Here is a 13,057-nt window from a genome sequence, read left to right as displayed (position 1 = left end):
CTATCGCGAGCAGGCTCGCTCCCACAGGGGTTCTGCGGTGTTTTTAAATGAACTGATTCTGCCGTCGAGGACGACCTCGGCGCCTATCGAAAAACTGCGGGACGGCCCGCATCCCAGGTCGAGGCTGATGCGCTATCGCCTCCGGGGGTTATGCCATGTTCGAAAAAGTCCTGATTGCCAACCGTGGCGCCATTGCCTGCCGCATCCTGCGCACGTTGCGCGAGTTGCGGGTGTTGGGCGTCGCCGTGTATTCCGAAGCCGATGCCGCGAGCCTGCACATTCTTCAAGCCGATGAAGCCCACAGCCTCGGTGAAGGCGCGGCGGCCGGTACGTATCTGGCCGTCGATAAAATCCTCGCCATCGCGCAATCCACTGGCGCCACGGCGATCCATCCCGGCTACGGTTTCCTCTCGGAAAACGCCGCGTTCGCCGAAGCCTGCGAAGCCGCCGGCATCGCCTTCATCGGCCCGACACCGCAGCAACTGCGCGTGTTCGGTCTCAAACACACCGCTCGCGCCTTGGCCAAGCAACATGGCGTGCCAATGCTCGAAGGCACCGAACTGCTCGACAGCCTCGATGCGGCGTTGATCGCAGGCGAACAAGTTGGCTACCCGGTGATGCTCAAAAGCACCGCTGGCGGTGGCGGCATCGGCATGCGCGTGTGCCGTAGCGCCGCCGAGTTGAGCGAGTCATTCGAGGCGGTCAAACGCCTCGGTCAAAACAACTTCAGCGACGCCGGTGTGTTCATCGAGAAGTACATCCAGCGCGCCCGGCATCTGGAAGTCCAGGTGTTTGGCGACGGCCAGGGTGAAGTGATTGCGCTGGGTGTGCGCGACTGCTCGGTGCAGCGACGCAATCAGAAAGTCCTCGAAGAAACTCCCGCGCCGAACCTGCCCGAGGGCATGGCGGAAGCGCTCTGCGCCGCTGCAATCAAACTGGCTAAAGCAGTGAATTACCGCAGCGCCGGCACGGTCGAGTTCGTCTTCGACAGTGAAGACCAGCGCTTCTACTTTCTGGAAGTGAACACCCGTTTGCAGGTAGAACACGGCGTCACCGAACAGGTGTGGGGCGTGGACCTGGTGCGCTGGATGGTGGAACTGGCGGCCGGTGATTTGCCGCCATTGAGCGCGTTGAGTCAGGGTTTGAAAGCCGAGGGCCATGCGATTCAGGCGCGGCTTTACGCGGAAGATCCGGGACGGGATTTTCAGCCGAGTCCCGGCCTGCTCACTGCCGTGAGCTTCCCTGTCACCGATGGCAAACAACTGCGCATCGACACCTGGGTCGAGGCCGGTTGCGAGATCCCGCCGTACTTCGACCCGATGATCGCCAAGGTCATCAGCTGGGCGCCGACCCGCGAAGAGGCGCGCGCCGATCTGCATCAAGCGTTGGGCGACAGCTTGCTCTACGGGGTGGAAACCAACCGCGATTACCTGCGGCAGATTTTGCTCGATGCGCCCTTCGCCAGCGGCCAGCCGTGGACTCGATGCCTGGAAGGTCTGATCTATCAGGCCAACACGTTTGAAGTGCTCAGCGCCGGCACACAAACCAGTGTTCAAGACTATCCCGGTCGTCTCGGTTACTGGGCGGTGGGTGTGCCGCCGTCCGGGCCGATGGACAGCCGCGCCTTGCGCCTGGGCAACCGCTTGCTGGGGAATGACGAAGGTGCAGCGGCCCTTGAAATCACCATGAGCGGGCCGATGCTGCGCTTCAATTGCGAGGCGGTCGTGGCGGTGACCGGCGCGGTGATTCCGTTGATGCTGAACGGTGAAGCCGTGCCGATGAACACCGCGCTGCTGGTTCCGGCGGGCTCTACTTTGAGCCTCGGCACGATTGCCGGTGCAGGCGCGCGCAGCTATCTGTGCCTGCGCGGTGGTTTGCAGGTGCCGGATTATCTGGGCAGCAAAAGCACCTTCACCCTTGGTCAGTTTGGCGGGCATGGGGGTCGTGCCTTGCGGGCTGGCGATGTATTGCATCTCCCGGTCTTGAACAATCGCAGCACAGGTGCGCAACTAACTGAAACTCAGATCAGCGAACTGCCGGCCGTGCGACAGATCCGGGTGATCTATGGCCCTCATGGCGCTCCGGAATACTTCACCGAAAACTACATCGGCACCTTCTTCGCTACCCAATGGGAAGTCCACTTCAACTCCAGCCGTACCGGCGTGCGGTTGATCGGTCCGAAGCCTGAATGGGTACGCGCCGACGGTGGCGAAGCCGGGCTGCATCCGTCGAACATTCACGACAATCCGTATGCTATCGGCGCAGTGGATTTCACCGGCGACATGCCCGTGATCCTCGGCCCCGACGGCCCGAGCCTCGGCGGGTTTGTGTGCCCGGTGACGGTGATCGAAGCAGACCTGTGGCAGCTGGGGCAACTCAAGGCTGGAGACAAAGTGCAGTTCTTCCCAGTCGACCTGAAGAGCGCCCGCACCCTCGCCTTGAAATGGGATCAATGTGGGAGCTGGCCTGCCAGCGATGGGGCCCGACCAGACACCGCATCAACTTCATCGCTGGCAGGCCAGCTCCCACAGGGGGTTGTGTCGCCTGTGGTGTTGGAGTTGGGTCAGGGCGATACGCGGCTGGTTGCACGACTGTCTGGCGATACGCATCTGCTGCTAGAGATCGGCGCACCGGAACTCGACCTCGTTCTGCGCTTCCGCGCCCACGCCCTGATGCAGGCGCTGGAAAGCAAACACCTGCACGGCGTGATCGACCTGACACCCGGCATCCGCTCGCTGCAAGTGCACTACCAACCCGAGCATCTGCCGCTGGCCGATCTGCTCGGCATCGTCGCTGGCGAATGGGACGCGGTGTGCGCCGCCAAAGATCTGCAAGTGCCCTCGCGCATCGTCCATCTGCCGTTGTCCTGGGACGATCCGGCCTGCCAATTGGCCATCGAAAAATACATGACCACCGTGCGCAAGGATGCGCCGTGGTGCCCGAGCAATCTGGAGTTCATTCGCCGCATCAACGACCTGCCAAACCTCGATGAAGTGCAGCGCACGGTGTTCGACGCCAGTTACCTGGTGATGGGGCTGGGCGACGTCTACCTCGGTGCACCGGTCGCCACCCCGCTCGATCCACGCCATCGCCTGGTGACCACCAAGTACAACCCGGCGCGCACCTGGACCGCGGAAAACTCGGTGGGCATCGGCGGCGCCTACATGTGCGTGTACGGCATGGAGGGCCCTGGCGGTTATCAGTTTGTCGGTCGCACCTTGCAGATGTGGAATCGTTACCGCGAAGTCGCCGCGTTCGACGGCAAACCGTGGCTGCTGCGCTTCTTCGATCAGATCCGTTTCTACCCGGTGAGCGCCGACGAACTGCTGCGCATTCGCCGGGATTTTCCGCTTGGGCGCTTCGATCTGAACATCGAACACAGTCAGTTAAACCTCGCTGATTACCAGGCATTCCTGACGCAAGAAGCCGAGACCATTGCCGCGTTTCGTGAGCAACAAAAAGGCGCGTTCAACGCCGAACGCGAGCGCTGGATCGCCAGCGGCCAGGCACATTTCGACAGCGAAGAACTGGCCCCGGAAGTGACCGAAGACGCACCGCTAGCCAGCGGTCAGCAGAGCGTCGACAGCCACATCGCCGGCAACCTCTGGCAGGTTCAGGTCGAGACCGGCAGCCGGGTCGCCGCCGGCGATGTGCTGGTGATTCTGGAGTCGATGAAGATGGAAATCCCGCTGCTCGCGCCCATGGCCGGTGTGGTGCGCGAGATTCGCGTGCAACCGGGTTCGGCGGTGCGCGCCGGACAGCGCGTCGTGGTGCTGGAACTCGACTGAACCCATTTTGAAAAGGACTAACGCCATGAACATCAATCTGCAACTCGACGCCCTGCGCAACGCTTACCGCGACGGCAGCCTCACACCTCGGCAACTGCTGCTGAGCCTGCGCGATAAAGCGGCGGCGCTGAACCCGGACTATCACCTGTTCATCCACTTGCTCAGCGTTGAAGAACTGGAACCGTACCTCGCCGCCCTCGACGGTCGCGACATTGATAGCCTGCCGTTGTACGGCGTGCCGTTTGCGATCAAGGACAACATCGACCTGGCGGGCATTCCGACGACGGCAGCGTGTCCTGATTTTGCTTATGTCCCGGAGCGGTCAGCGACCATCGTCGAGCAACTGCTGGCACTCGGTGCGATCCCGCTGGGCAAGACCAACCTCGACCAGTTCGCCACCGGCCTCAACGGCAGTCGCTCGCCGTACGGCGCGTGCCCGAACAGCGTGTTGCCGGAGTATCCATCGGGCGGTTCCAGCGCCGGTTCATCGCTGGCAGTGGCGCTCGGCGTGGCGAGTTTTTCGTTGGGCACCGACACCGCCGGCTCCGGACGCGTGCCGGCGGCATTGAACAATCTGGTCGGATTGAAAGCCAGCAAAGGTTTGATTTCAACGGCCGGCGTGGTGCCGGCCTGTCGCACGCTGGACTGCGTGACGACCTTCACCGCGACGGCTCGGGAAGCCAGTCAGTTACTGGCGCTCACCGCGCACCTTGATCCACGGGACGAGTACAGCCGCAGCAACCCGCAATGGAATGACGGCTCGGCATTCGGCAAGCCTCGCTCGTTCCGCTTCGGCGTGCCGCGTGCGCAGGACCTGGAGTTTTTCGGCTGCCCTGAAGGCCCGTTGTTGTTCGGTGATGCCATCGATCAGCTCAAGGCCCTGGGCGGTGAAGCGGTGGAACTGGATCTGTCGCCCTTCCTCGAAGCGGCGCGTTTGCTCTACGAAGGGCCGTGGGTGGCCGAGCGTTACAGCGTGGCCGGCGAGTTGATGGAGCAAAACCCCGACGCCGTGCTGCCGGTAATTCGCGCGGTGCTGGCCAAGGCCCCGGCGGTGAGCGGCGTGCAAACCTTCCGTGCCCAGTACCGGTTGCAAGCGCTGAAAGCCCTGTGCGACAAGGCGCTGGAGAATCTTGATTGCGTCGTCACGCCCACCATTGGACGCCCCGTCACGCTGGCGGAACTGGACGCCGAACCGGTGCTGCGCAATTCGGAACTGGGCTATTACACCAACTTCATGAACCTGCTCGATTACGCCGCCGTCGCCGTGCCCAGCGGATTTATGGGCAATGGTTTGCCGTGGGGCGTGACGCTGTTTGGGCGGGTGTTTACCGATCAATATTTGCTGGGTATGGCGGATGCCTTGCAGCGTACTTCACCAACGCCGACGGCCGTCGCTCGCAACGACCGGGCGCGGCTGGTGGTGTGTGGCGCGCACCTGGACGGGTTGGCGCTGAACTGGCAATTGAAGCGGCGTGGGGCTCGGCTGGTCGAGAGCACTTACAGTTCGCCCGACTATCAGCTGTATGCCTTGGCTGGCGGGCCGCCGTTTCGTCCGGGGATGGTTCGGGTGAAGGATGGCGGCGTGGCGATTGCGGTGGAAGTTTGGGAGCTGCCGAGCAGCGAGTTGGGCTCGTTCCTGACCGGGATTCCGGCGCCGCTGGGGCTGGGCAAGGTGCAACTGGCGGATGGGCGCTGGGAAAGCGGGTTTATCTGTGAGGGGTATGGGTTGGAAGGGGCGGTGGATATCAGCCATTTCGGCGGATGGCGTGCGTATCTGAACGATTTGCGTTGATCTGACGATTCGCGGGCAAGTCGGATCGCCGCACCGCCGCTCCTACAGTCATGCGCCAATCCTGTAGGAGCGAGCGGTGCGGCGATCCGACTTGCCCGCGAAGGCGTCAGCCCAGTCGCCATCTCTCCTGATCCCGACCGATTCACCCTACAAATCCAGCAGTTATTTCCCCGCCGTGCCATTAGAATGCCCGCCATCGGATTACTGCCAACGGAATTGTCATGCCGCTTCCCTCGCCGCTGTATTCACAACGTTCGTTGGTCCTCACGCTGATTGCGCTGCTGGGCGCAGGTTTCCTCGCCACGTCCTTCCTCAGCTACTACGCCTCGCGAGCGTCGATTCGCGACAACATCGTCAACACCGAGCTGCCGCTAACGTCCGACACGGTCTACTCGGAAATCCAGAAAGACCTTGTCAGACCGATCCTGATTTCCTCGATGATGTCCCGCGACACCTTCATGCGTGACTGGGTGGTAAACGGCGAGCAGGACCCCGATAAAATGACCCGTTACCTCAACGAAGTCATGACCCACTACGGCGCCTACACCGCGTTTTTCGTCTCCAACACCACGCTGACCTACTACCACGCCAAGGGCGTGCTCAAGCAGGTCAAAGCCACTGAGCCCCGCGATGCCTGGTACTTTCGCGTCCGCGACATGGCCGATCCCTACGAGATCAACGTCGACCCGGACCTCGCCAACAAGGACAACCTGACCTTCTTCATCAACTACAAGGTCTACGACTACAACAACCGATTCATCGGCGCGGCGGGCGTTGGTCTGACGGTCGATGCGGTGATCAAGCTGATCGACAAGTACCAGCAGCGCTACCAGCGCAGCGTGTATTTCGTCGACAACTTCGGGCGCCTGGTACTGACCGGTGCCGAGGGCGGCCCGCAAGGCGCGCGGGTCGGACAGAAACTCGGTGAACTCGAGAGCATGAAGGGCATGGTCAGCCAGCTGCCGAAACCCCACAGTGGCAGCTACGAATATTCCGTCCAGGGCCAGGGACATTTCCTCAACGTGCGGTTCATTCCGGAACTGAATTGGTACCTGTTCGTCGACAAGCGCGAAGAAGGTGCGCTCAGTCAAATCCGCCAGTCGCTGTACCTCAACCTGCTGATCTGCCTGCTCGTCACGCTGATCGTGCTGGTCCTGCTCAACCGCGTGAACAAGCGCTATCAGGGCAAGATCCAGGCCCAGGCAACGCTCGACAGCCTGACGGAACTGCCCAACCGTCGCGGCTTCGACCTGCTGGCCGCGCAAGCCATGCACGAAGCGCAACGCGAACCGAAACCGCTGAGCGCGTTGCTGCTCGATCTGGACCACTTCAAAGCCTTGAACGACACCTACGGCCACTTGGCCGGCGATCAGGTGCTGATCGGCTTCGCACGGGACCTGGAGAGTTGCCTGCGGCACTCGGACATCGTCTGCCGCTGGGGTGGTGAAGAATTCATCGTGCTGCTCAAGGACACCGACGGTGAGACCGGTCTGATGATCGCCGAGAAAATTCGTCAGCATGTCCAGGAACAGCGTTATGCCTACAACGGCAAGGCATTGCGGCTGACGGTAAGCATCGGCGTGACCACCCTGCAGGGCGATGACACCTTGCACACGTTGCTGTCGCGGGCCGATCATGCGATGTACCGGGCCAAGCAAGCCGGCCGTAACCGCACCTGCGTGGAAATGCCTCACTCCAGTTATGAATAGTCCTACATGAACAGTCCTACATGAGTAAACCTGACCGCTGCCCGGCATGCGGCGCCGCTAACGACTGCAGCCTGGCCGACCCGCGAACCGCCGATCGCGCATGCTGGTGCTACAGCGTCAGCATCGACCCGACCGTGCTCGAAGCGCTGCCGGCCGGACTGCGCATCCTCTCCTGCTTGTGCCCCAGCTGCGCTCAGGTCGAGGCGCAGTTGCAAGCAGCCGCCCGGTCAATCACGTAAGATGCGCGGCCCTTTTCCCACCGATCTCTAGCCATGCGTGTTGACCGCTTCCTCAGCAATCTGCCGCGCTTCAACCGTAAGCAGGTACGTCTGTTGCTGGTGGAAAAGCGCGTCCGGGTCGACGGAAAAATCGTCAGCGACCCGCACGCCGAGGTGCTGGAGTTCAGCCGCGTGGAGGTCGACGAGGACGTGCTGCAAGTCGGCAAACCCGCCCGCTACTTCATGCTGCACAAGCCGGCCGGGTGCGTCAGCGCCACCCGCGACCCTCAGCACCCGACCGTGCTCGACCTGATCCATGAGCCAGACAAGGACGAGCTGCACATCGCCGGCCGCCTCGATTTCAACACCACCGGTCTGATGCTGATCACCAATGACGGCAGCTGGTCGCGACGCCTGACTCAACCGCAGACCAAACTGCCCAAGGTCTACTACGTCGAGACCGAGCAGGACATCGGCCCCGAATATGCAATCAAGTTCAGCGAAGGGCTGTATTTCGCTTTCGAAGACCTCACCACCCAACCAGCCGGGTTACAGCTGCTGGGGCCGAAATCGGCGCGGCTGAGTATTGTCGAGGGTCGATATCACCAGGTGAAGCGAATGTTCGGCCACTTCGACAACAAGGTGCTGCGCTTGCACCGCGAATCCATGGGCCCGCTGGTGCTCGATAATGCGCTAAAACCGGGCGAGTACCGCGCCTTGCGCACTGAAGAGATTCATTTGATCTAAGCAGGCGACCGCTCAGCAGAAGTTGTCGAACAATTTACGAATGACACTTGCGCGATGACGTGACCCCTGCTTGAATCAGGACGTCGGCCGAAATGTGACCGACGAGTCACAACATACTTCTAAGAAACTTTTTGCCGGTAGAGAACCCTCAGGTTCCGCCTTCCCCCGGCAGACTGCCCGCCAATAACAATACCCGTCGACCGGTCTGCATTGGATCGACATGGGCTCCAAAATTCCAGGCGTATGCCTACCTGTCACAAAGCTCGTGCAATCTCATTTGCGCGCATACCCGCTTGCTTGGAGTCTTATGACATGAGGCCAGAAATCGCTGTGCTGGATATACAGGGTCAGTATCGGGTTTACACGGAGTTCTATCGCGCAGACGCCGCAGAGAAGACCATTATTCTGGTCAACGGCTCGATGGCCACGACTGCATCGTTTGCGCAAACCGTCAAAAACCTGCACCCGCAGTTCAATGTCGTCTGCTACGACCAGCCCTACGCGGGCAGGTCCAAAGCCCACAACCTGCATGAAAAATTGCTGACCAAGGAAGTCGAAGGGCAGATCCTCCTGGAGCTGATCGACCACTTCGCCGCCGAACACGTACTGTCGTTTTCCTGGGGTGGCGCCGCGACCCTGGTCGCCTTGGCCCAACAGCCTCGGCGCATCGAGAAAGCCGTGATCAGCTCGTTCTCGCCGGAGATCAACTCGCACATGCTCGATTACCTCGAGCGCGGTGTCGATTACCTTGGCAGCCGGGACGGCGACCGCGTTGGCAACCTGGTGAACAGCACCATCGGCAAACACTTACCGACCCTGTTCAAACGCTTCAACTATCGGCACGTCAGCAGCCTGGCCGATCATGAATACGGGCAGATGCACTTCCACATCAGCGACCTGCTACACAGCGATCGCCAGTGCTTTCTGAAAGCCGCCGAGAAAATCAGGGTGCCGCTGCTGTTCATGAACGGCGAATGGGACGAATACACCGCTGCCGAAGGCGCACAGTTGTTCGCCAACCACGTGCAACACGCCACGTTCACCACCCTAGAGGCCACCGGCCACTTTCTCGACATGGAACACAAAGCCGCCTGCCGAGACAGCCGCAACGCATTGCTGGGCTTCCTGAAACCGGCGCAACACGAAAGCCGGCCGCGTTACCACTACGTCCAGGACCAACATGCACTGGCCATCTGAAACAGAGTCATCGCGAGCAAGCCCCGCCCTACTGCGTTAACGCATTCCTGTAGGCGCGAGGCTTGCCCGCGATAGACCGTCATGCGGTCCCTGTTTGTGTTTCACCTGACGTTAAAACTGTGCCGCGCAAAGAAAAACTTCATTTCCACGCGCACATCTGGTACAAAGTCAGCCGCTCTGAGCGGGTGTCGTATAATGGCATTACTCCAGCTTCCCAAGCTGATAACGAGGGTTCGATTCCCTTCACCCGCTCCACATTGTTTTTCCATGGATTTCTGTACGAGTCCACGGAACGCATGCAAGTCCACAGAGCTGAAACAGATTTTTTCCTAGCTTCATTCCAGTGACACCCATCGATTTCCACTGACTACCGGTCTTATCTGGTACATAAAGTGGTGCATCCTCGCAGTCTTTTCCCCGTCGCATTGTCGCTGGAGGAGCCATCCTCAGGTCGCATCCAACTCTAATTCTGAGGGTTGGACACATGCCCACCGATTTCAAATATCCCAGGGCGGTAAGCGGGTGAAGCGCATAGAATCCGGCGATGGTCGCTCAGCTTTTCGGCGATCAACCGATTGTCTTCCAATTCTCCGATCCGTTGGCAGCGTCAAAACCCTCATCAATGATGTCGACCAGACGCTCGTTATAGTCTGCGAGGATCGAGACATGAGGATAAAGCTCGAGAAAATCCGGCAGCATCGGGCCCAGCCAACGCCGTCCCATCGCTGCCGGTAATGCAAGGCGCAAAGTCCCTCCAACTTCGCTGGCACCCTTCGCCGCTTGGGTGTCGCTGCAATAGCCGACCAGCCCCGACAAACGAGCCCTGTGAGGCAACGGCCAGAAACGCAGCGATCTCGTCACTGTACTGATTATTCAGAACATCAAGATTCATGGTTTTAGAATGATCGCTCCCGATGAACGCTCCGACTCCAGGTCGGCATGCGCCAGTGCTGCGTCAGCCAGCGAGTGGCTTGCCCAGATCCGGGGTTTGAAATACCTGCACCCAAGGCGACCAAGACATCCTGTGCGCGTTCCTGGTACTCAGAGGCACTCCCCGACGTGTCAGGAACAACGAGCCTATGGCGTTGAGCGTGGACAGCTCTATGGCTGAAGGCGCTCCGGAGGATGCTCCAAACGACACCATCAGACCGCGTTGTCGCAGACTATCCTTGTGGCGAATCCGTCGGCCATGTTTTTTCGCGGACAAAACAAAACCCCTACCTGCATACGCAGATAGGGGTTTCGGAATTTAATCTTGACGATGACCTACTCTCACATGGGGAAACCCCACACTACCATCGGCGATGCATCGTTTCACTGCTGAGTTCGGGATGGGATCAGGTGGTTCCAATGCTCTATGGTCGTCAAGAAATTCGGGTACCGAGTCGTGGCCGGCTGGCCGCGCTTCAGCAAATTGGGTAAGTGATAGCTTTCGGTGTTTTGCAAGATCTCGAACTTTCGGTTCGTTTCGTCTTCACACACCGCAATCTGGTGCCCCTTTTCATTTATAAAGAAGGGTCAGCAAATTGCTTGGGTGTTATATGGTCAAGCCTCACGGGCAATTAGTATTGGTTAGCTCAACGCCTCACAGCGCTTACACACCCAACCTATCAACGTCGTAGTCTTCGACGGCCCTTCAGGGGACTCAAGGTCCCAGTGAGATCTCATCTTGAGGCTAGTTTCCCGCTTAGATGCTTTCAGCGGTTATCTATTCCGAACATAGCTACCCGGCAATGCCACTGGCGTGACAACCGGAACACCAGAGGTTCGTCCACTCCGGTCCTCTCGTACTAGGAGCAGCCCCTCTCAAATCTCAAACGTCCACGGCAGATAGGGACCGAACTGTCTCACGACGTTCTAAACCCAGCTCGCGTACCACTTTAAATGGCGAACAGCCATACCCTTGGGACCGGCTTCAGCCCCAGGATGTGATGAGCCGACATCGAGGTGCCAAACACCGCCGTCGATATGAACTCTTGGGCGGTATCAGCCTGTTATCCCCGGAGTACCTTTTATCCGTTGAGCGATGGCCCTTCCATACAGAACCACCGGATCACTAAGACCTACTTTCGTACCTGCTCGACGTGTCTGTCTCGCAGTCAAGCGCGCTTTTGCCTTTATACTCTACGACCGATTTCCGACCGGTCTGAGCGCACCTTCGTACTCCTCCGTTACTCTTTAGGAGGAGACCGCCCCAGTCAAACTACCCACCATACACTGTCCTCGATCCGGATAACGGACCTGAGTTAGAACCTCAAAGTTGCCAGGGTGGTATTTCAAGGTTGGCTCCACGCGAACTGGCGTCCACGCTTCAAAGCCTCCCACCTATCCTACACAAGCAAATTCAAAGTCCAGTGCAAAGCTATAGTAAAGGTTCACGGGGTCTTTCCGTCTAGCCGCGGATACACTGCATCTTCACAGCGATTTCAATTTCACTGAGTCTCGGGTGGAGACAGCGCCGCCATCGTTACGCCATTCGTGCAGGTCGGAACTTACCCGACAAGGAATTTCGCTACCTTAGGACCGTTATAGTTACGGCCGCCGTTTACCGGGGCTTCGATCAAGAGCTTCGCGTTAGCTAACCCCATCAATTAACCTTCCGGCACCGGGCAGGCGTCACACCCTATACGTCCACTTTCGTGTTTGCAGAGTGCTGTGTTTTTAATAAACAGTCGCAGCGGCCTGGTATCTTCGACCGGCATGGGCTTACGCAGTAAATGCTTCACCCTCACCGGCGCACCTTCTCCCGAAGTTACGGTGCCATTTTGCCTAGTTCCTTCACCCGAGTTCTCTCAAGCGCCTTGGTATTCTCTACCCAACCACCTGTGTCGGTTTGGGGTACGGTTCCTGGTTACCTGAAGCTTAGAAGCTTTTCTTGGAAGCATGGCATCAACCACTTCGTCACCCAAAGGGTAACTCGTCATCAGCTCTCGGCCTTAAGATCCCGGATTTACCTAAGATCTCAGCCTACCACCTTAAACTTGGACAACCAACGCCAAGCTGGCCTAGCCTTCTCCGTCCCTCCATCGCAATAACCAGAAGTACAGGAATATTAACCTGTTTTCCATCGACTACGCTTTTCAGCCTCGCCTTAGGGACCGACTAACCCTGCGTCGATTAACGTTGCGCAGGAAACCTTGGTCTTTCGGCGTGGGTGTTTTTCACACCCATTGTCGTTACTCATGTCAGCATTCGCACTTCTGATACCTCCAGCAAGCTTCTCAACTCACCTTCACAGGCTTACAGAACGCTCCTCTACCGCATCACCTAAGTGATACCCGTAGCTTCGGTGTATGGTTTGAGCCCCGTTACATCTTCCGCGCAGGCCGACTCGACTAGTGAGCTATTACGCTTTCTTTAAAGGGTGGCTGCTTCTAAGCCAACCTCCTAGCTGTCTAAGCCTTCCCACATCGTTTCCCACTTAACCATAACTTTGGGACCTTAGCTGACGGTCTGGGTTGTTTCCCTTTTCACGACGGACGTTAGCACCCGCCGTGTGTCTCCCATGCTCGGCACTTGTAGGTATTCGGAGTTTGCATCGGTTTGGTAAGTCGGGATGACCCCCTAGCCGAAACAGTGCTCTACCCCCTACAGTGATACATGAGG

The 13,057-nt window shown here is 59.1% G+C and carries 6 protein-coding genes, 1 tRNA gene, 2 rRNA genes and 2 pseudogenes (1 of these 11 running past the window's edge); 7 read left to right on the top strand and 4 right to left on the bottom strand.

Going from position 1 to position 13,057, the window contains the following annotated elements; translation table 11 throughout:
• Positions 1-155 precede the first annotated feature (155 nt).
• From uca to ACA057_RS06950, 7 genes are all read left to right on the top strand, one after another.
• Complete coding sequence (uca, locus tag ACA057_RS06980) at positions 156-3,788, top strand: urea carboxylase (protein ID WP_497346975.1); 3,633 nt, start codon at positions 156-158, stop codon at positions 3,786-3,788.
• A 25-nt stretch (positions 3,789-3,813) separates the two neighbouring features.
• Positions 3,814-5,580 carry an allophanate hydrolase gene (gene atzF, locus ACA057_RS06975; RefSeq protein WP_497346973.1) on the top strand — a complete coding sequence of 589 codons (1,767 nt, stop codon included), beginning with the start codon at positions 3,814-3,816 and terminating at the stop codon, positions 5,578-5,580.
• 221 nt (positions 5,581-5,801) lie between these two features.
• Positions 5,802-7,289, top strand: a complete 1,488-nt coding sequence (locus tag ACA057_RS06970) for a sensor domain-containing diguanylate cyclase (protein WP_497346971.1) — start codon at positions 5,802-5,804, stop codon at positions 7,287-7,289.
• Positions 7,290-7,309: 20 nt separating this feature from the next.
• A complete protein-coding gene (locus tag ACA057_RS06965) occupies positions 7,310-7,528 on the top strand; it encodes a cysteine-rich CWC family protein (RefSeq protein ID WP_497346969.1) in 219 nt (72 codons plus the stop codon).
• Positions 7,529-7,561: 33 nt separating this feature from the next.
• The gene (locus tag ACA057_RS06960) at positions 7,562-8,254 is read left to right on the top strand and encodes a pseudouridine synthase (RefSeq protein WP_497346967.1); all 693 of its coding nucleotides are present in this window, start codon (positions 7,562-7,564) and stop codon (positions 8,252-8,254) included.
• Between the two features lie 312 nt (positions 8,255-8,566).
• Positions 8,567-9,451, top strand: coding sequence for an alpha/beta fold hydrolase (locus tag ACA057_RS06955; RefSeq protein WP_497346965.1), 885 nt, complete (start codon positions 8,567-8,569; stop codon positions 9,449-9,451).
• Between the two features lie 181 nt (positions 9,452-9,632).
• Positions 9,633-9,706, top strand: a tRNA-Gly gene (locus ACA057_RS06950).
• A gap of 259 nt (positions 9,707-9,965) precedes the next feature.
• Here the strand turns inward: ACA057_RS06950 and ACA057_RS06945 are convergent.
• From ACA057_RS06945 to ACA057_RS06930, 4 genes and pseudogenes are all read right to left on the bottom strand, one after another.
• Positions 9,966-10,343, bottom strand: a pseudogene (locus ACA057_RS06945) (LysR substrate-binding domain-containing protein); the annotation flags it as partial.
• A pseudogene (locus ACA057_RS06940) lies at positions 10,340-10,619 on the bottom strand (quinone oxidoreductase); the annotation flags it as partial. The pseudogenes ACA057_RS06940 and ACA057_RS06945, both read right to left, overlap by 4 nt.
• A gap of 85 nt (positions 10,620-10,704) precedes the next feature.
• Positions 10,705-10,820: ribosomal RNA gene (rrf, locus tag ACA057_RS06935) — 5S ribosomal RNA — on the bottom strand.
• A 172-nt stretch (positions 10,821-10,992) separates the two neighbouring features.
• Positions 10,993-13,057 (bottom strand): 23S ribosomal RNA (locus tag ACA057_RS06930); it runs 827 nt beyond the window's last position.

The organism is Pseudomonas sp. LBUM1661, from assembly GCF_059695925.1.
This window is presented reverse-complemented; position numbering and strand designations above follow the sequence as displayed.